General features: G+C 71.5%; 18 protein-coding genes and 1 tRNA gene. 13 read left to right on the top strand and 6 right to left on the bottom strand.

The genetic code is table 11. The features are described from left to right. The first annotated feature begins 128 nt into the window (after window positions 1–128). The 3 genes from IM767_RS10360 (at window position 129) to IM767_RS10350 (ending at window position 3,933) form a co-directional block, all read left to right on the top strand. Window positions 129–1,214, top strand: coding sequence for a Glu/Leu/Phe/Val dehydrogenase family protein (locus tag IM767_RS10360; RefSeq protein WP_109210278.1), 1,086 nt, complete (start codon window positions 129–131; stop codon window positions 1,212–1,214). Window positions 1,215–1,444: 230 nt separating this feature from the next. Continuing rightward, complete coding sequence (locus tag IM767_RS10355) at window positions 1,445–3,037, top strand: AMP-binding protein (RefSeq protein WP_109210277.1); 1,593 nt, start codon at window positions 1,445–1,447, stop codon at window positions 3,035–3,037. An 83-nt stretch (window positions 3,038–3,120) separates the two neighbouring features. Beyond that, window positions 3,121–3,933: a ZIP family metal transporter gene (locus IM767_RS10350; protein WP_109210276.1), complete on the top strand. Its 813-nt coding sequence runs from the start codon at window positions 3,121–3,123 to the stop codon at window positions 3,931–3,933. A 92-nt stretch (window positions 3,934–4,025) separates the two neighbouring features. Here IM767_RS10350 and IM767_RS10345 read toward each other — a convergent pair whose 3' ends face one another. Together IM767_RS10345 and IM767_RS10340 are read right to left on the bottom strand one after the other, a co-directional pair. Next, complete coding sequence (locus IM767_RS10345) at window positions 4,026–6,062, bottom strand: glycosyl hydrolase family 28-related protein (protein ID WP_109210275.1); 2,037 nt, start codon at window positions 6,060–6,062, stop codon at window positions 4,026–4,028. Window positions 6,063–6,347: 285 nt separating this feature from the next. Next, window positions 6,348–7,601, bottom strand: a complete 1,254-nt coding sequence (locus IM767_RS10340; protein ID WP_109210274.1) for a glutamyl-tRNA reductase — start codon at window positions 7,599–7,601, stop codon at window positions 6,348–6,350. A gap of 17 nt (window positions 7,602–7,618) precedes the next feature. Here IM767_RS10340 and hemE point away from each other — a divergent pair, with 17 nt between their 5' ends. The 8 genes from hemE to IM767_RS21010 are packed head-to-tail and all read left to right on the top strand — an operon-like array spanning window position 7,619 to window position 15,452. Then, entirely contained in the window at window positions 7,619–8,677 is a 1,059-nt protein-coding gene (hemE, locus tag IM767_RS10335) for a uroporphyrinogen decarboxylase (protein ID WP_109210273.1), read from the top strand. Then, window positions 8,670–9,872, top strand: a complete 1,203-nt coding sequence (locus tag IM767_RS10330) for a protoporphyrinogen/coproporphyrinogen oxidase (RefSeq protein WP_109210272.1) — start codon at window positions 8,670–8,672, stop codon at window positions 9,870–9,872. The genes hemE and IM767_RS10330 overlap by 8 nt, the downstream gene beginning before the upstream one ends. Window positions 9,873–9,932: 60 nt before the next feature. Further along, window positions 9,933–10,616: a hydrogen peroxide-dependent heme synthase gene (hemQ, locus tag IM767_RS10325; protein ID WP_109210271.1), complete on the top strand. Its 684-nt coding sequence runs from the start codon at window positions 9,933–9,935 to the stop codon at window positions 10,614–10,616. Beyond that, a complete protein-coding gene (gene hemC / locus IM767_RS10320; RefSeq protein ID WP_109210270.1) occupies window positions 10,613–11,527 on the top strand; it encodes a hydroxymethylbilane synthase in 915 nt (304 codons plus the stop codon). The genes hemQ and hemC overlap by 4 nt, the downstream gene beginning before the upstream one ends. After that, window positions 11,524–12,501, top strand: coding sequence for a porphobilinogen synthase (hemB, locus tag IM767_RS10315; protein WP_194398856.1), 978 nt, complete (start codon window positions 11,524–11,526; stop codon window positions 12,499–12,501). Before hemC ends, hemB begins: the two co-directional genes overlap by 4 nt. Then, entirely contained in the window at window positions 12,498–13,814 is a 1,317-nt protein-coding gene (gene hemL, locus IM767_RS10310; RefSeq protein ID WP_109210269.1) for a glutamate-1-semialdehyde 2,1-aminomutase, read from the top strand. The genes hemB and hemL overlap by 4 nt, the downstream gene beginning before the upstream one ends. Before the next feature lie 20 nt (window positions 13,815–13,834). Then, window positions 13,835–14,473: a DUF6624 domain-containing protein gene (locus tag IM767_RS10305; protein ID WP_109210268.1), complete on the top strand. Its 639-nt coding sequence runs from the start codon at window positions 13,835–13,837 to the stop codon at window positions 14,471–14,473. Between the two features lie 4 nt (window positions 14,474–14,477). Next, a complete protein-coding gene (locus IM767_RS21010; protein ID WP_198425834.1) occupies window positions 14,478–15,452 on the top strand; it encodes an O-acetyl-ADP-ribose deacetylase in 975 nt (324 codons plus the stop codon). Here IM767_RS21010 and IM767_RS10295 read toward each other — a convergent pair. The 4 genes from IM767_RS10295 to galU form a co-directional block, all read right to left on the bottom strand. Continuing rightward, window positions 15,444–15,516: transfer RNA gene (locus tag IM767_RS10295), tRNA-Ala, on the bottom strand. The genes IM767_RS21010 and IM767_RS10295 overlap by 9 nt on opposite strands. Window positions 15,517–15,582: 66 nt before the next feature. Continuing rightward, window positions 15,583–16,608 carry a large exoprotein gene (locus IM767_RS10290; protein ID WP_109210267.1) on the bottom strand — a complete coding sequence of 342 codons (1,026 nt, stop codon included), beginning with the start codon at window positions 16,606–16,608 and terminating at the stop codon, window positions 15,583–15,585. Between the two features lie 116 nt (window positions 16,609–16,724). Next, entirely contained in the window at window positions 16,725–17,354 is a 630-nt protein-coding gene (locus IM767_RS10285) for a GNAT family N-acetyltransferase (protein WP_109210266.1), read from the bottom strand. Window positions 17,355–17,378: 24 nt separating this feature from the next. Next, on the bottom strand, window positions 17,379–18,266 hold the full coding sequence (gene galU, locus IM767_RS10280; protein WP_109210265.1) for a UTP--glucose-1-phosphate uridylyltransferase GalU: 888 nt from the start codon (window positions 18,264–18,266) through the stop codon (window positions 17,379–17,381). A gap of 77 nt (window positions 18,267–18,343) precedes the next feature. Between galU and IM767_RS10275 the strand changes: the two genes are divergently transcribed. Continuing rightward, window positions 18,344–18,940 carry a 5-formyltetrahydrofolate cyclo-ligase gene (locus IM767_RS10275; RefSeq protein ID WP_109210264.1) on the top strand — a complete coding sequence of 199 codons (597 nt, stop codon included), beginning with the start codon at window positions 18,344–18,346 and terminating at the stop codon, window positions 18,938–18,940. A gap of 20 nt (window positions 18,941–18,960) precedes the next feature. Continuing rightward, complete coding sequence (locus tag IM767_RS10270; RefSeq protein ID WP_109210263.1) at window positions 18,961–19,254, top strand: FmdB family zinc ribbon protein; 294 nt, start codon at window positions 18,961–18,963, stop codon at window positions 19,252–19,254. Window positions 19,255–19,267: the final 13 nt, after the last annotated feature.

Genomic DNA, 19,267 nt, shown 5'->3' with positions numbered 1-19,267 from the left:
CAATGTGCGCACTCGCCGTGGACGCGGTTGAACAATCCGCCGAACCGGTGTGCAATGGGAGACGGATGCCGCAAAGCCGCGCCATCCGCAGCGCACCGCCCACGAGGCCCGCCGAAGGAAGTATCGCGATGACGCACACTGTGCCCTCCCTGCCCCTGCCCGATTTCCAGCATGAGCGGGTGGAGGTGATCACCGGGCGGCGCAGCGGCCTGTTCATCGCTGTGGCGCTGCATTCCTCCGTCCTCGGCTCCGCCCTCGGCGGCGCGCGCCTGTGGACGTACCCCCACTGGAGCGATGCCCTCGGCGACGCGCTGCGGCTCTCCGCCGCCATGACCCTCAAGAACGCGGCGGCAGGCCTCGATGCGGGCGGCGGCAAGTCCGTGATCGCCCTGCCTCCGGGCACGATGCTCGACGCCGACCGCCGTCGCGCCGCCTTCCTCGACCTGGGCGATGCCGTCGAGTCGCTCCACGGCCTGTACCGCACCGCGGAGGACGTCGGCTCGACGACCGAGGACATGCTCGTCGTGAGCGAGCGCACCGAACACGTCGTCGGGCTCCCCGACGCCGTCGGCGGATCGGGTGAGCCCGCCGGCCCGACGAGCCTCGGCGTCTACGAGTCCCTGCGCGCCACGCTGGAGCGGGTCGCCGGCGCCGCAGACGTCCAGGGCCGCCACATCACGATCTCGGGCCTCGGTCAGGTCGGCAGCCGCCTCGCGGTGCGACTCTCGGCCGAGGGCGCGCGGCTCACCGTGACTGACGTCAACCCCGCCAAGCGCGACCTGGCGACCGAGCTCGGCGCCGACTGGGTGGCCCCGGGATCGGAGCACCTCGTCCCGGCGGACGTGTTCGTTCCGGCCGGCATCGGCGGGCTCCTCACCGACGAGGTGATCGACGCCCTCGATGCGAAGGCGGTCTGCGGTCCCGCCAACAACCCGCTCGCCGATCACAGCGGCGCGGACCGGCTGGCCGGGCGCGGCATCCTGTACGCCCCCGACTTCGTGGTGAACGCCGGCGGCGTGATCTACCTCGACCTCGAGGCGAAGAAGCTCGGCACGCGCGCCGAGATCATGGAGCGCGTCGGCCACATCGGCGACACCGTCCGCCGCATCTTCGACGAGGCCGAGGCGCGGAGTGTGACGCCGCTCGAGGCTGCAGAGGGCCTCGCCGCCGAACGGCTGGCCGCCGGCGGCCGTCAGCCCGCTCTCACCCACTGACCGACAGACCGCTCGCAGCGCCCGGACGCCCGGTCACCCTCTCGGTGACCGGGCGTCCGGCGAGACCGGTGTCCGCCGGGCAGCACGCTTCGAAGGCGCGAGCACTGAGACTGCGTTCCACAGGTCGCGGAATCCCGTGCCAAAATCCGGCAGCGCGATGGCATGATGGTCGCACGGCGCGCCCCGGGCGCGCCGATCGACCGCCCTGCCGCCCGATCGAAGGAGATCCGGTGTTCACCAGTCCGCATCCCGATGTCGAGATCCCCGAGCTCAGCATCTACGACTACCTGTTCGCGAGCCTGACGGAGGAGGATCTGGGGCGCGTCGCGCTCATCGATCCCGCCACCGGCGCCGAGACCACCTACGGCGCGCTGCGCACGCAGATCGACCTCTTCGCCGGTGCGCTTGCTGCCCGCGGCGTGGGGGTCGAGACCGTCGTGGGCCTGCTGTGCCCGAACGTTCCCGCGTTCGCCACCGTGTTCCACGGCATCCTCCGCGCCGGGGCGACCGTCACGACCGTCAACTCGCTGTACACCGCGGGCGAGATCGAGAAGCAGCTGCGGGATGCCGGAGCCACATGGCTGGTGACCGTGAGCCCGCTCCTCGCCCAGGCATCCACCGCCGCCGAGGCCGTCGGCATCCCGCACGAGCGCGTGATCGTGCTGGACGGCGCCTCCGGGCACCCGAACCTGCGGCAGCTGCTCACGGAGGGGTCCCCCGCGCCGGACGTGTCGTTCGACCCGGCGACGCACGTAGCGGTGCTCCCGTACTCGTCCGGAACGACCGGCGTACCCAAGGGCGTCATGCTGTCGCACCGCAACCTCGTCGCCAACGTCGCACAGTGCCGCGTCGCCCTCGACCTGGCCGAGACAGATCGCGTGCTGGCGGTGCTGCCGTTCTTCCACATCTACGGCATGACGGTGCTGCTGAACCTGGCGCTCCGCCAGCGGGCCAGCCTCGTGACGATGCCGAAGTTCGACCTCGTCGAGTTCCTGACGAACATCCAGAAGTTCCAGTGCACGTATCTGTACATCGCGCCGCCCATCGCCGTCGCCCTCGCGAAGCACCCGGTCGTCGACCAGTTCGACATCTCGAGCGTGCACACGGTGTTCTCCGGCGCGGCGCCGCTGGACGGCGAGACGGCTGAGACGGCCGGCCGCCGGATCAACGCGCGGATGATGCAGGGGTACGGCATGAGCGAGCTCAGCCCCGTCTCGCACGCCATGCCGAACGACCGCTTCGACATCCCGGTGAGCTCGGTCGGCGTGATGCTGCCGAACAGCCAGAACAAGCTCGTCGACACCGAGACGGGCGAGGAGATCACCGAGGTGGGCCCGGACGGCGTCACCAAGGCCGGCGAGCTGTGGGTCAAGGGACCGAACGTCATGCTCGGCTACCTGAACCAGCCCGAGGCGACGGCCGCGACGCTCGACGCCGACGGCTTCCTCCACACCGGCGACATCGCCGTCTACCACGAGGGCGGTTACTTCTCGATCGTCGATCGGGTGAAGGAGCTCATCAAGTACAAGGGCTATCAGATCGCGCCGGCCGAGCTCGAGGCGCTGCTCCTGGGTCACCCGAAGGTGATGGATGCCGCGGTCATCGGCGTGCTCGACGACGACAAGCAGGAGATCCCGAAGGCCTTCATCGTGCCGGCACCCGACTCCGGACTCACCGAGGACGAGGTCATGGCGTTCGTCGCCGATCAGGTCGCACCGCACAAGAAGGTGCGCCGCGTCGAGTTCATCGACGCGATCCCGAAGTCCAGCGCCGGCAAGATCCTGCGCAAGGACCTGCGCGCGCGGGAGGCGGCGACCGTCTGATCCCCGTGACTGACAAACGGACGGATGCCTCGGCGAACGCGTTTCGCCGAGGCATCCGCTGTCCGGGCCACTAGGTTGGCGCAATGGACGGACTCTGGCTCGCGGCGCTGAGCGGTCTGATCGGCGGCGGCACGCTGCTCGTGGGAGCGGCAGTGGCGTGGTTCGTCGACATCCCGCAGCGGATCGTCGCGGGGATCATGGCCGTCGGCGCGGGCGTGCTCATCTCCACGCTGGCCTTCGAGCTGGTGGAGGAGGCCGCCGACGACGGCGGGCTCATCCCCACCACGTTCGGGTTCCTCGGCGGCGCGATCCTCTACATCGTGGCCGACCAGCTGATCTCGCGCCGAAGGAAGAAGCCGAAAGGTTCGGGCTCCCCTGCCGGCGGCGTGGGAGCGGTCGACGCACCCGACGTCCAGGACGTGCCCGCCAGCATCGTCGCCCGCCGCGCCGGCACCGGCGCCATCGGCGGCGCAGGCCTGGTGATCGCCGTCGGCGCCCTGATCGACGGCATCCCGGAGTCCATCGTCATGGGTCTGTCGGTGCTGCAAGGCGGGATCAGCATCCCGATCGTCGCGGCGATCGCGATCAGCAACTTCCCCGAGGGTCTCGGATCCACCGCCGCCCTCAAGCGCGGCGGCACCGGCGGGCGCTATGTCGCGCTCCTGTGGAGCGGCATCGCGCTGATCACCGTCATCGCGTCGGTGCTCGGCTATGTCGCTTTCCAGTCGGCGTCACCGAGCCTCATCGCCCTGATCACGACGATCGCCGCCGGCGGTCTCCTCGCCATGGTGTGCAACACCATGATCCCCGAGGCCTTCGACGAGCAGCACGCGCTCACCGGCCTCTGGGCGACGATCGGCTTCCTCGGCGCCTTCCTGCTCCACGAACTCACCTGACAGCGAGCACGGTGACGGATGCCGCGTCCTCGGGACGCGGCATCCGTCACCGCTGCGCGCCGGGCTGAAGACCGGCCTTCAGCCGCACCACCTCAAGGCTGGACCCACGGCGACGGCGCGGCAGGCGGGACCACAGGCGGACGGTCGTCGCACGTGATCGTGTTCGGGAGCTGCCACGCGGCCATCCATGGTCCTGCGGTGCCGCCGCCGTCGTTGCCGCCGAGGTCGGTCACCGAGAACTCCGACCCGGCCGGCGTGAACCCGAACGACCCGCAGTTGTTGATGCCCACCGCCCCGACGCCGCGGGCGTCGACGTCCTCGAAGGAAGCTCCGCCCTTCGCCCGGGCGCTCAGCACCGACGTCCCCGTGCTGTCGACCCGGACGTCGGCGAACGACACGCCGTCGATCGAGTAGAGGTCTTTCACGCCCCACTCCGACACCAGCAGGATCGCGTTGTACGTGCTGTCGAGGTAGTGGTCGCCCGAGACCCGGATCCCCGAGATCGAGCCCTCGAGGGCGTACACCCACAGCGAGCCCAGGCCGATGTTCCAGTTGAGCTCGCGCGTCCCGGCGCGGACGGTGGTGTTGTCCTGGAAAGTGAGCGTCCCGCTGAACGGGTGTGCCCCGAATCGCGAGCCGGCGTGCAGGGCGCTCCCCTCACGGATCGTGTCGGCGACAAGGTTGCCCGAGACGACGTTGTCGGTGCCGCCGTAGATCGCGATCCCGTTGGCCAGCGTCGGGGTCTGCACGGTGTTGTGCTCGAAGACGTTGCGGGCGTTCGTCGAGGTCGTGCCGCCCTTCGACTCCGCCCACATCGCCAGGGCGTCGTCGCCCGAGTTGCGCACGAAGTTGTGGCGCGCGACGGAGTCGGTGACCCCGATGTGGAAGTTCAGCGCATCGGCGATCTGATCGACGATGATGTTGCCCGACACCACGACGTTCGACATCGGGCCGTCGAACCACAGCCCGACCTTGGAGTGCTGGATGTGCAGATCCTCGAACGAGGAGTCGTGGAAGGCGCCGCCGATCGCGTTGACCTGATCGGTGTCGATGCGCTCACGCACATCGCCTTCGATCGCGAATCCGCGCAGGTGCACGTCATGGCTGCCGCCGGCGGCGGCATCCTTCCCGTAGAAGCCCACTCCCGTGTGCGTCGAGCCGTCGGCGGCGGGCGCTGCCAGCGCCACCTCCGATCCCTTGACCTTGGTGTACCAGTGACCCGCCCCCTCGATGGTGATGTCGTCGACTTCGATGTGACGGTCGACGCGGTACGTCCCCGGCGGGAGATACACCGTCAGACCGGCCCTCTTCGCGAACGCGATGGCCTTCTCGATCGCCGGGGCGGAGTCCTTGCGCCCCGTCGGGTCCGCTCCGAACGCCAGCACGTTCGACGCCTTGATCTTCACGTAAGGCCGTCCGACGAGCTCGGTGTCGATGAGGTCGATCACGGTCCAGGCGACCTGGTGGGGCGCGGTGAGGCGCACCTTGTCGCCGGCCTTGTAGGTCTTCGGCAGGAGCAGCCGCTCCTCGTCGTAGAACTTCATCGTGCGAAACGGCTTCGCCGGCTCGAAGCCCGGCTGGTCGAACTGCGGCACGCAGGCGCACTCTGCGAGCCACCAGTCCGGGTGCAGCAGCCCCGCGTCCGGGTCGTTCGTGAAGGGGTACTGGTTGTAGAGGTACGCGTACTCCGAGGTCATCGTGAGAGACGTTGTCTGCGAACCCGCCTTGACGGCGAGTGGCGCCGTCAAGCCCCCGCCGCCCGGGGCGTCCGGGATGCTGTAGCGCACGGTGATCGCGTTGGCCGCCGCAGGAAGCGTGAACTCGACGTACTGCCCGGGCGCGAGACGAACCGCCTTGCGACCCGAAGCCTCCGCTTCGATCGTGTAAGCCTCCCGACCCGAGCCGATGACGGTGCCGTTCGTGACGGCATTCTCGGCCTCCTGCTCGAGGAAGGCGACGTCGGCACCGCGGCCCGCGACGAGCGCCGGATCGAGGCCGGCGCGCGTCACGATCGGCGCCGGCGTGTTCCATCCCGGGGGCGCTGCCATGGCCGCGGGTGGGGCGACCAATGCGCCGAGGGCGACGGATGCCGCGGCCACAGCCGCGGCGAGGGTTCGGGGTCGTGTCATCGTCGACTCGCTTCATCCGGGGTCGGGACGGGCCGCCCTGCCCGCTCGTGCTTCACCCTAGGGGCGTGATGCGCGCGTTCTCAACAACATGTTCGCTTCTTGCGTGGATGTGTTGATGGCTTGCAGGATCACGCTCGATATCCGCAAGACTTGCGCCAGCTTGCACTTTGGGCCCGGCACCGCCGCCGCATCCGAGATGCACGAGGGCGCAGCGGGTGGCAGTCGACACCGCAGCGAAGGAACGCCCGACGTCGATCGAAGACCGTCGCTGGATGCGCGGTGGGGTCAGGCGGTGGCCCAGAGCCCGTCGTCGTCGGCGTCCGCAGGGCCGGGGGCATCGACCGAGAGGCCGTGGAGCAGCTCGAGCGCGGCGCGCGCGTCATCGATGCGGCCCTCGACGGCCAGTTCCTTGATGCGCACCGAGGGGCGGTGCAGGAGCACGCCGGCCAGGTGACGCAGAGCGGCCTCGACCTCGTCGCCGGCGCCGCGGGAGCGGGCCCGAGCGATCTCGTCCTCGACGATCTTGAGCACGTCGCTGCGCAGCGCCGTGATGGCCGGGCCGGCCTCGCGGTCAGCGTGGAACTCGGTCGCCGCATCGCCCACGATCGCGCGCGCGTCGGCGTGCGCGTTGAACTCCTGAAGCGGCGCGTGCAGTCGGATGGTCTCGAGGTCGAGCAGCTCCACAGCCTCGACGGCCCCGACGGCGGGATCGACGTTGCGGGGCAGGCCCAGGTCGATCACGAGCACGCGGTGTCCGGGCACGAACGCTTCCGCGTGGACGACGGCCTCCGCGGTGCAGGTGATGACGACGTCGGCTTCGGCCGCCGCTGCGGCGAAGTCCGACACGGGGATCAGCCCGTGCTGCGCGGCGAAAGCCTCAGCGCGGCCGGACGGGGAGAAGACGTGGATGTCACCGGCGCCGCGGGCACGCAGGGCCTCGACGGTGCGGACGGCGTACTTGCCGGTGCCGACGACCACGACGTTCGCGGCGGCCCAGTCGGCGACGCGGCTCGATGCCAGTTCGAGGGCGAGGCGCACGAGCGAGCGGTGCGCTCCGCGCAGCTGGGTGCGGTTGCGCACGCCACGGCTGGTGTGGGTGGCCTTCTGGAACAGGCGCTCCAGCTCGCTCGAGGTCAGGCCGTCGGCGCGGGCGGCGTCGAGAGCGCGACGCACCTGGCCGGAGATCTCGTCTTCGCCGACAGACATCGACTCGAGACCACTGGTGACCGCGAAGAGGTGGGCTGCGGCATCCGCCCCCTGATGCACCGCGACGGACGCGCGCAGGAGATCGACGGCCACCCCGGAGGCTTCGGCCATCGCCTCGACCACCGACTCGACGGCGACAGCCTCGCCGCCGGTGAGCGGCTCGTCGATGTCGAGGTACGCCTCGAACCGGTTGCACGTCGCGAGCACGACGGCACCCGAGACGAAGAACTCGTCCTCGACCAGAGCGCGCGTCGCCGTGGGCGCTCCCACGGAGAGGCGCTCCAGGACGTCGAGGCTCGCGTTCCGATGGTTCGCGGTCAGACAGAGGAGCACGACTCTAATCTTAACGTGTGTCTTTGCATGACTCTCACCCTTCCGTTCTCCAGAGAAACGATCCGCCCGCGCTGATACGCGCCTACCGCGGCGAACGGCCGTCGCGCACGCCCGTGTGGTTCATGCGGCAGGCAGGCCGGTCGCTGCCGGAGTACCGAGAGCTGCGGGTCGGCACCGACATGCTCGACGCGTGCCTGAACCCCGAGCTGGCCAGCGAGATCACCCTGCAGCCGGTGCGGCGGCACGGGGTGGATGCGGGCATCTTCTTCAGCGACATCGTGATCCCGGTGCGCCTTGCGGGCGTGGACGTGCGGATCGTCGCCGGACGCGGGCCGGTGCTCGAGAACCCGGTGCGCACCGCAGCCGACGTCACAGCGCTGCCGCCGCTCGACCCCGCATCGCTCGCGCCGATCCGGGAAGCTGTCGCGCTCACGGTCGCGGGTCTCGGCACGACGCCGCTCATCGGCTTCGCCGGCGCCCCCTACACGCTCGCGTCGTACCTCGTCGAGGGCGGTCCGTCGAAGGAGCAGCTGAAGACCCGGGCGCTCATGCACTCCGACCCTGAGACGTGGGCCGCGCTGCTGACCTGGTGCGCCGAGATCACCGGCGCGTTCCTGCGCGCCCAGCTCGAGGCCGGTGCCTCGGCCGGACAGCTCTTCGACTCGTGGGCGGGCTCGCTCAGCCTCGCCGACTACACGCAGCACGTCGCGCCCTTCTCGTCGCGGGCGCTCGATGCTGTGCGCGATCTGGACGTGCCGCTCGTGCACTTCGGGGTGGGAACAGGCGAGCTCCTCGCCGCGATGCGAGACGTGGGCGTCGACACCGTCGGCGTCGATTGGCGGCTCCCGCTCGACGAGGCCGTCCGCCGTCTCGGCCCGGACGTGTCCGTCCAGGGCAACATCGACCCCGCACTGCTGCGCGCGCCCTGGCCCGTGCTCGAGGCTCACATCCGCGACGTGCTCGAGCGCGGCCGGTCGGCCCGCGCGCACGTGCTCAACCTCGGCCACGGCGTGCCGCCCGACACCGATCCGGCGGTCCTCACCCGCATCGTGGAGTTCGTCCACGCGCATGAGTGATTTCTCCGTCGTCGGCGGCGGCGTCGGGGGGCTCGTCGTCGCCCGGCGGCTCGCCGACTCCGGCGCGACCGTGACGCTGTTCGAGGCATCCGATCACCTCGGCGGCACGGTGGCGCGGCATGAAGTGGGCGGCATCGGATTGGATGCCGGTGCCGAGAGCTTCGCCGTCCGCGGCGGCGCGGTCGCGGCCCTGCTGGGCGAGCTGGGCATGCAGGAGGACATCGTCGCGCCCGCTCCGGGACCGGCGTGGTTGCAGCCCGTGACCGGCACGGCCGTGCCGCTGCCGGCCACCGCTCTTCTCGGGATCCCCTCGGATCCGCTCGCCGACGACGTGGTGCGTGTTGTCGGCCTCGCAGCTGCCGAGCAAGCTGCACTGCTCGATGCGCGGCCGGTCGACGACGTGCCGGCGACCCTCGGCGCGCTGGTGCGCCAGCGCATGGGCGACGACATGGTCGACCTCCTCGTCGCGCCCATCGTGCACGGCGTCCACTCGCAGCACCCCGACGAGCTCGCCGTCGCCCGCGCACACCCGGGGCTCGCCGACGCGGTCGTGAGCGCAGGGTCGCTCGGCGGGGCGGTCGCGCGACTGCGGGCCGCCGCCCCTCCCGGCGCGGCGGTGGCGGGCATCCGAGGCGGAATCAACCGGCTGGTGCCCGCCCTGGCCGACGACTTCGTGCGGCGAGGCGGCGACGTGCGCCTCGGAACGCGCATCGACGACCTCGGCGCACTCGGCGGAACCGTGATCGTCGCCGCGCCGGGAGTGGCGGCTCCCGCCGCACCGGGTCGGCGCATAGATCTTGTGACCCTCGTCGTGGAGCAGGACGAGCTGGATGCCGCACCCCGCGGCACCGGACTCCTCGTGGCAGCCGGCGCACCGGTGGGGGCCCGCGCACTCACGCACGCCACGGCCAAGTGGGCGTGGCTGCGCGAGGCCGCCGACGGGCGCCACGTGGTGCGCCTGTCGTACGACGAGACCCCCGCCGACCCGGTGGCCGCGGCCGTCGCCGACGCCGGGACGCTGCTCGGCGTGGAACTGCCCGTCGTGGTGGACGCCGCCCACGTGTTCTGGGTGCGGCCGGCCGCGGCATCCGTTCCCTCCGATGTGGCGGCGGTCGGTGAGACCGTCGCCGGATCCGGCCTCGCCGGGATCGTGGCCCACGCCGAGCGCACTGCCGCCGAGCTCCTCGCCCGCTGACCCGTGGATTGAAACGGCCTTCCGGGAAACCTTGGACGGACGGGGTGAAAAGATAGAGCTATGACCGACGTCTCGGCGAGCTCTCCCACTGAAACCCTCGGCTACACCCTGTGGGCCGTGTTCCGCCGGGACGCCTCCCGGCCCGCGACCAGCGGCGACCTCGCCGCGGCGGTCGCCGAGGTCGAGGCATCCGGAGTCACCGTCCGCGGGTTCTACGACGTGTCGGGCCTGCGGGCCGACGCCGACCTCATGATCTGGCTCACCGGAGTCGGCATCGCCCCCGAGGTGCTGCAGTCGGCACTGCGCACGCTCCGCCGCGCCCAACCGCTCGCCGCCCTCGTCCCGGTCTGGAACGCGATGGGCGTGCACCGCGACGCCGAGTTCACCGCCAGCCACCTGCCCGCGTTCATGCGCGACAAGGATCCCGAGGCGTGGCTCACCGTCTACCCGTTCGTGCGCTCGTACGACTGGTACATCCTCCCCGATGACGAGCGTCGCCAGATGCTCGCCGACCACGGCCGCAAGGGCGCCGCTCATCGCAGCGTGCTGAGCAACACCGTGGCGTCGTTCGCGCTCGGCGACTACGAGTGGATCCTCGCGCTCGAAGCTCCCGAGCTCGTCGAGCTGGTCGACCTCATGCGCGACCTGCGACAGACCGAGGCTCGCCGCCACGTGCGCGAGGAGGTGCCGTTCTACACCGGGCGGCGCATCTCCCTCGACGAGCTCGCCGAGGTGCTGGCGTGACCACCCTGCGTATCGGAACCCGCGGCAGCACGCTCGCGCTGACGCAGACCGGCATGGTCGCCGACGACCTCGCCGACGCGTACGGCGTCTCCACCGAGCTCGTCACGATCACGACCGACGGCGACCGCTCCAACGAGCCGCTGTCGCGCGCCGGTGGCACCGGGCTCTTCACGGGCGCGTTGCGCGACGCGCTGCTGGCCGGGCAGTGCGATGTCATCGTCCACTCCCTGAAGGACCTTCCGACGGCGCCTCACGACCAGCTCGTGGTCGGCGCGATCCCGGTGCGCGAAGATCCGCGCGACGCCCTGATCGCACGCGACGGCCTCACGCTCGACGTGCTTCCGGCCGGTGCCCGCGTCGGCACCGGATCGCCTCGCCGCATGGCGCAGCTGCGTGCGCGCCGCCCCGACCTCGACGTGGTCGACATCCGCGGCAACGTCGACACGCGCCTGGGGAAGGTGACCGGCGGAGAGCTGGACGCCATCATCCTCGCGGCTGCCGGACTCACCCGGATCGGCCGCACCGACGTCGTCACCGAGTTCCTCGACCCCGACCGGTGGCCGACCGCGCCGGGGCAGGGCGCGCTGGCCGTCGAGGTGCGCCGCGGCGAGGAGCATCTCGTCGACCGGCTGGACCACGCCGAGACCCGGGTCGCCGTCGAGGCGGAGCGCGAAGTGCTCGCCCTGCTCGAAGCGGGCTGCTCGGCGCCCGTCGGCGCGCGCGCGGTCGTCGACGCCGGACTCCTGCTGCTCTCGGCGAGCGTGTACAGCCTCGACGGCTCCACGAAGCTCACGTCGTCGCACGCGGGCGTCTGGCCCGACGACGGCGACCCCGCGCGCGAGATCGCGGCGGCCGTCGCCCGTGAACTGCTCGACGCCGGCGCGGCCGGCCTGACAGGAGAACGCCCGTGACGTACAACCCGGTGGACCGTCCGCGCCGCCTGCGGCAGACGCCCGCGATGCGGCGCCTCGTCGCCGAGACGCGCCTGCACCCGGCCGAGCTGATCCTGCCGATGTTCGTGCGCGAAGGCGCCGGCGATCCCGTGCCGATCTCGTCCATGCCGGGCGTGGTGCAGCACACGACCGAGAGCCTCAAGAAGGCGGTGACGGATGCCGCGACCGCCGGCATCGGCGGCATCATGCTGTTCGGCGTGCCCGAGCACAAGGACGCGGTGGGCTCCGGTGCGACCGATCCCGACGGCATCCTGAACGTCGCCACCCGCGTCGCGGCCTCCGAGGTCGGCGACGCGCTCGTGGTGCAGACGGATCTCTGCCTCGACGAGTTCACCGACCACGGCCACTGCGGCGTGCTCGACGCGAACGGCTACGTCGACAACGACGCGACGCTCGAGCGCTACCGCGAGATGGGTGTGGCGCAGGCCGAGGCGGGCTCCCAGCTGCTCGGCCTCAGCGGAATGATGGACGGCCAGGTCGCCGCGGTGCGCGACGCGCTCGACGACGCCGGCTTCGGCAACACGCCGATCCTGGCGTACGCGGCGAAATACGCATCGGCCTTCTACGGCCCGTTCCGCGAGGCCGTGCAGTCCTCGCTCCAGGGTGACCGCCGCACCTACCAGCAGAACCCCGCGAACCGCCGCGAGGGCGCGCGCGAGCTCGACCTCGACATCGCCGAGGGCGCCGACATCGTGATGGTGAAGCCGGCGATGAGCTACCTCGATGTGCTGGCCGACGCCGCGGCCGCCAGCCCCGTGCCCGTCTGGGCGTACCAGGTCTCGGGCGAGTACGCCATGATCGAGGCCGCCGCCGCCCACGGCTGGATCGACCGCCGCCGTGCGATCGAGGAGTCGGTGATCGGCATCCGCCGCGCCGGCGCCGATGCCGTGCTGACCTATTGGGCCCTGGAGCTTGCGGAGTGGATCCGATGACGACGAACGAACAGGAATTCGCCCGCGCCCGGGGCGCCATGCCGGGCGGCGTGAACTCGCCCGTGCGCGCCTTCGGATCGGTGCACGAGACGCCGCGCTTCTTCGTCGCGGCCTCGGGGCCGTACGTCACCGATGTCGAGGGGCGCGAGTACGTCGACCTGGTCGGCTCGTGGGGTCCCGCGATCCTCGGGCACGCCCACCCCGCCGTCGTGAAGGCGGTGCAGGATGCCGCGGCCCATGGTCTCGGCTTCGGCGCGAGCACGCCCGGCGAGACCGAGCTGGCCGAGCTGATCGCCGCACGCGTGACCCGCGACGGCGTGGCGAACCCGGTGGAGCGCGTCCGGCTCGTCTCGACCGGCACCGAGGCGACGATGACCGCCATCCGGCTCGCGCGGGGGGCGACCAGGCGAGACCTCGTCGTGAAATTCTCCGGCCACTACCACGGCCACTCCGACGGCCTCCTGGCCGAGGCCGGGTCCGGCGTCGCCACGCTCGCCATGCCGGGCTCCGCGGGTGTCCCCGCGTCGATCGCCGCGCAGACCCTCGTCATCCCCTACAACGACCTCGACGCCGTGCGGGAGGTCTTCGCCGCACGCGGCGACGACATCGCCGCGGTGATCGTCGAGGCGGCTCCCGCCAACATGGGCATCGTGCCCCCGGCGCACGGCTTCAACTCAGCCCTCGCCGACATCGCGCACGAGCACGGCGCGCTCCTGATCCTGGACGAGGTGCTGACCGGGTTCCGCGTCGGTCCGGCGGGCTGGTACGGCATCGACCCCGTCCCCTTCTCCGCCGACCTGATCACTTTCGGCAAGGTGGTCGGCGGCGGACTGCCGCTCGCCGCGCTCGGCGGCTCCGCGGCGCTCATGGAGCTTCTCGCGCCGCTCGGGCCGGTGTACCAGGCCGGCACGCTGAGCGGCAACCCGCTCGCGGTCGCGGCGGGGCGCACGACGCTCGACCACCTCGACGCCGCCGCCTATGCCCGCATCGACGACGCCGCGACGACGATCGCCGATGCGGCGGCATCCGCTCTCGCCGACGCCGGCGTGACCCACGTCGTGCAGCGATCGGGCAACCTGTTCTCGATCCAGTTCGCCGAGACGGCTCCCACCGACTACGACACCGTGAAGGCGCAGGAGGCGTTCCGCTACCCCGCCTTCTTCCGCGCCATGCTCGCGCAGGGCGTCTCGCTGCCGCCGTCGGTCTTCGAGGCCTGGTTCGTCTCGGCCGCCCACGACGATGCCGCCGTGGGCCGCGTCGTCGAGGCGCTTCCCGCGGCCGCGCGCGCCGCCGCGGAGGCCGAGCCCGACTGACACGCTCGAGGAGGACGACGATGTCCCGACGCCGGCTCGCCGCCACGGCACTGCTTGCAGTGGCCGGCGTGCTCGTCGCGTGCGGGGTCCCGGCGGAGCCCGATTCGGCACCCCAGCCGCAGCCGACACGCGTCACGGCGCAACCCACTCCGGCCGCGTCGTGGACGCCGTCGAGCTTCGATGCCGCGCTGTCGGCCGAGCTCCTCACCATGCTCGCGCAGGATCAGGCCGACCGGCACACCGGCGACGGCGAGGGCACCGACGAAGAGCGCACCGAGCGGCTCCGCGAGATCATCGAAGCTCACGGCTGGCCGACGTACTCGCTCGTCGGAGAGGAAGCCGAAGACGCGGCGTGGGCGATCGCTCAGCACTCCGACCACGACCCCGCCTTCCAGCGAGAGGCGCTGGAGTGGCTCCGCGTCGCCGTCGAGAACGGCGACGCGTCCGGCGGGAACCTCGCCTACCTCACCGACCGCGTCGCCGTCGGTGCCGGAGATCCGCAGACCTACGGCACGCAGATCGGGTGCGGCGACGACGGCCCGTCGCCCGCGACACCAATCGCCGACGAGGCGACCGTCGACGAACGTCGCGCCGGAGTCGGTCTGCCCCCGCTCGCCGACTACTACGCCGAGCTCGAGGCCCTCTGCGCGCAAGAATGAGTGCATGACCGCGCTCGTCGCCGTGCAGGGCGACATCACCGCCCAGACCACCGACGCCATCGTCAACGCCGCCAACAACGCCATGCGGGGCGGTGGCGGGGTCGACGGCGCGATCCATCGCGCCGGGGGTCCTGAGATCCTGCGGGACTGCATCGCGCGCTTCCCCGACGGCCTTGCCACCGGCGATGCCGGATGGACCACTGCCGGCCGGCTCCCCGCACGCTGGGTCGTGCACACGGTAGGCCCGAACCACGGTGACGGGCAGCGCGATCGCGCACTCCTCGAGTCCAGCTACCGGCGCTCGCTCGAAGTCGCCGACGAGCTCGGCGCGCGCAGCGTCGCGTTCCCGCTCATCAGCGCCGGGGTGTACGCGTGGCCGCGCCGCGAGGCGATCACGGCGGCCGTCGACACCATCGCGGCCACGCCCACCGCCGTCGAAGAGGTGCGGCTCGTCGCCTACGACGAGGCCGCCCACCGTGAGATCGCCTCCGTGCTCAGGATGTCGACGGGCGTGCGCATCCTGCAGGGCGTGCGCGACCTGCATCGCCGCGGCTATCACACGCTCCGCGTGTGGCCCGGGGTCGCACCCTCCGGGCTCTTCTGGCGAGCGGTCCTGACCGACGCCGCGCATCCGGACGACCCCGCCATCCACTACACGTCGGGGAACGAAGCGCAGTTCGCCGCGGGCACGGTGGACGCGATGTCGACGCCCCGCGAGGCGGCCGAGCTCATCCGGGGCGCGCTGCCCCGCCTGGAGGTCACGAACGACGCTCCCGACTACGCGGCGTGGTTCGCGGGCCTGCTGGCCGCCGTGGAGCCGGAGCACGCGCTGCCGGTGGCGTTCGCGGACTACTTCGACGACTCCGAGGGCTGGGAGATCGGCTGGGGAAGCGGCCTGCGATACCCGAAGCCGCCCCGCTGGCCGGACCGGAAACCAGAAGGCCCCCGCATCGCGGGGGCCTTCACCGGGTGGACCTGAGGGGAATCGAACCCCTGACCTCCTCGATGCGAACGAGGCGCGCTACCAACTGCGCTACAGGCCCGTGAACCTCAGAAACACTATCACGGTTCAAGGGGCGCTCCGAATCGGCGGGGCCCTCCGGGCGCGCCTATTCGCCGGCCGCGCGCCTGGTCAGAAGCTGCCGCACATGCGCCTCGATCTCGGCGTCGTCGACGTAGCCCATCCGGGCGTATTCGCTCTCGGACGCGACCGGACGGGCGGTGCGCGCGGTGTCGATCGACGGCGGCTGCTCGGCGGCCGTGCGGGCCAGCATCGCCTCTTCCAGCGCCGCCTGACGCAGGGCCGCACGGGCCGCTTCGGCGTCGAGCACGGCGGCCGCACGAGAGCCTGCCGATGCCGTGAGCGGACGCGGCAAATCACGCGGCGCCCACGCGCGCTGCGCGGGCTCGAGCGTGACGTCCTGCACCTCCGCGACGCGCCGGGGTGCGGCATCCGTCGCCCGCAACTCTGCACGCGCGGCCACGCGCGAGAGGCGATGGAGGACGACAGCGGATGCCGAGACCATCGCGACCCCGATCCACATCAGCGTCTGCACGCCCGTGGTCACCGTCTCGAAGACGCCCCACGCGGTCAGTCCGAGGCCGAACGCGGCGATCAGGGTCGAGGTCAGCCGGAAGCGGCGCCGTGCACGGGCGCGCCGAGCCGCCGGCAGCGCGCGGGCGGCGGCGAGTTCGGAGCGCGCGGACGCTTCGGCGGCTGCGCGCGCGGCGCGTGCGCGCTCGAGATCCACCCGGGCTGCCGCCTCGGCGGCGACCCGCTCGGTGCGCGCGCGCTCTCGATCGACACGAGCCGTGGCCTCTGCGACCTCACGTTCGGTGCGGGCGCGCTCGAGGTCGAGCCGTGCGCCCTCGAGGGCCGCATGCTCGCGCTCGGCGAGCGCCCGCTTGGCCAGGCGCTGCTGCGCCGCCGCGGTGCGCGCGTTGAGCTCGAGGCGCACCTCCTCGGGCGTCTCGCTCGTCTCGGCGAGCACCCGCAGCGCCTGGTTCAACCGGACGGCGTTGCGCTCGGCCGCGTCGAACTGACGGCGACTGTGCCACGTGGGCAGCAGGTAGACCAGCCACAAGACCACGGCGACGAGGACGATCACTCCCCCACCCAGCACCTGCCCGCCCATGCAGACCACGGTAAGGGACCGGATGCCGCGACCCCCGGTATCGAGTCGCGTGTCACGAAAGCCGATCCGGCGATCCGGACGGTCGCCTCGTGGACCGATCGCGCGTCGCGGGAGGGCTACGCGTGCAGCCGGTCGGCCGGCGGAACGGTGGCCGCGTCCTGCGGCGCGCGACCGGACACCCACCGCTGCAGGACGCCCTCGGGCACGTCCTCGCGCACCAGGGCGAACGCGTAGTGATCCCGCCAGTCGCCGTCGATGTGGATGAACCGGCGGCGCAGGCCCTCGTAGCGGAAGCCCAGCTTCTCGACGACGCGCAGGCTCGCACGGTTCTCGGGGCGGATGCAGATCTCCATGCGGTGAAGCCGGAGTTCGGAGAAGCAGATGTCGGTGGCCAGCGCGACCGAGGTGGGCGTGATGCCCCGCCCGGCGAACCGCTCGCTCACCCAGTAGCCGATCGTCGCCGACGCGAGCGACCCGCGCGCGATGCCCCACACGTTCAGCTGGCCCGCGACCTCGCCGTCGGACTCCATGACGAACGGCACGCCGACGCCGTCACGGTACTGCTGCAGCAGCCGGCGGACCCCCACGCGCATGTCGAACGAGACGGGCCCGTCGGGGCTCGTCGCCTCCCACGGCCGCAGCCAGCCGCGATTGGCCAGCAGCTCGTTCTGCAGCACGCGCGCATCGCGCTGACGCACGAGGCGGATCGCCACCGATCCGTGCCTGCGGGGAGCCGACAGATCCAACGAGACCCCCTCGAACGGGCGGCGTCAGAGGTTCGCCGCGAAATCCTTGAACCAGGGACGCAGCGCGGGACCGAGATCGTCTCGATCGGCCGCGAGCTGCACGATGGCCTTGATGTAGTCCACCCTATCGCCGGTGTCGTAGCGACGGCCACGGAACACCACGCCGTAGACGCCCGGACCGTCGGGGTCGGTGGCGAGCTCCTGGAGCGCGTCGGTGAGCTGGATCTCTCCGCCCTTGCCGGGCTCGGTGCGCTCGAGGATCTCGAAGACGTTCGGCGAGAGCACGTAGCGGCCGATCACCGCGAGGTTGGACGGTGCGTCTTCGGCCTTCGGCTTCTCGACGAGGCCGTCGACCTTCACCACGCCGTTGCCGTTGTTGGAGGCCACCGAGGCCACGCCGTAGAGGTCGATGTGCTCGGGGTCGACCTCCATGAGGGCGATGATCGCGGCACCGGTGCGCTCGTGCTCGGCGATCATCGTCGTCAGCAGCTCGTCGCGCTCATCGATCAGGTCGTCGCCGAGCATGACGGCGAACGACGAGTCGCCGACGTGCGCCTTGGCCCGCAGCACCGCGTGGCCGAGGCCCTTCGGCTCCCCCTGGCGCACGAAGTGGATGTCGGCGAGGTCGCTCGACTCGAGCACGCGCCGGAGGCGGTCGGTGTCGCCCTTGTCCTTGAGCTTCTCCTCGAGCTCGGGCACCGAGTCGAAGTGGTTCGAGATCGCGTTCTTGTTGCGCCCGATGATCACCAGGATGTCGTCGATGCCCGCCTGAGCGGCCTCCTCGACGACGTACTGGATCGCCGGCTTGTCGACGACGGGGAGCATCTCCTTCGGCATCGCCTTCGTTGCGGGGAGGAAGCGGGTGCCGAGACCCGCCGCGGGGATGACTGCCTTGATCGTGGTGTGGGGCATTCCCCGAGTCTAGGTGCCGGGCCGCACCTTCCCCGCGCGCGGACGACGTGTGATATCGGCCCCGTACAATCGACTGCATGTCCGACGCGATCGCCGATGCGAAGCGCGCGCTGCGAGCGGAGCTCCGCGAGCGCCGCCAGCTGCTCTCCGAGCAGGCACGCGAGAACGCCGAGGCCGGCATCCACCAGCAGCTCGACGCCCTCGTGGCAGAGCACGGCGCGCGGTCGATCTCGTGCTTCCTGTCGACCACCGCAGAGCCGGGCACGCGTTCGTTCGTGGCGGATGCCGTGGGACGAGGCATCCGTGTCCTCCTTCCTGTCACGCGCGCCGACGGCCTGCTCGACTGGTCGGTCGCCACGGCCGACGGCGACATCGCCGAAGGCATGTACGGACTCCCCGAACCCGTCGGCGAGCTGCTGGGGCCGATCGCCGTCAACGACGTCGACCTCCTCGTGATCCCCGCAGCCAGCGTCGATCGCAACGGCATGCGGCTCGGCTGGGGACGCGGGTTCTACGACAAGACGCTCGGCTCGATGGAGCGGTGCCCGCCCGTCTACGCCGTCGTGTTCGACTCCGAGTTCGTCGACGAGGTGCCCAGCGACGTCCACGACCAGCCCGTCACCGGCGTCGTCACGCCGACGCGGACCATCACCCTCGCGCCCACGCGGCGCTGACAGCCAGAACCGAGAGAGCAATGCCCACCTACGCCTACGCCTGCAAGCAGTGCGGTCACCGCTTCGACGCCGTGCAGTCCTTCGCCGACCCGACTCTGACCGAATGCCCCGAGTGCGGCGGCGCGCTGCGCAAGGAGTACGGCTCGATCGGCGTGACCTTCAACGGCTCGGGCTTCTACCGCACCGACTCCCGTGCGGGTGCCAAGACGGGCGCGGGCGGCGGCGGATCGGATGCCGCGAGTGGCGCCTCCTCGTCGACTTCGACATCATCGAAGTCCGAGGCGAAGGCCTCGCCCGCGTCGTCCGGAACCTGATCAGCCGGAGCCC

It is taken from the genome of Microbacterium ureisolvens (assembly GCF_015278315.1).
In the GTDB taxonomy this organism is placed as follows: domain Bacteria; phylum Actinomycetota; class Actinomycetes; order Actinomycetales; family Microbacteriaceae; genus Microbacterium; species Microbacterium ureisolvens.
Note: the sequence above shows the minus strand (reverse complement) of the source record. Positions and strands in the feature narration are given on the sequence as shown.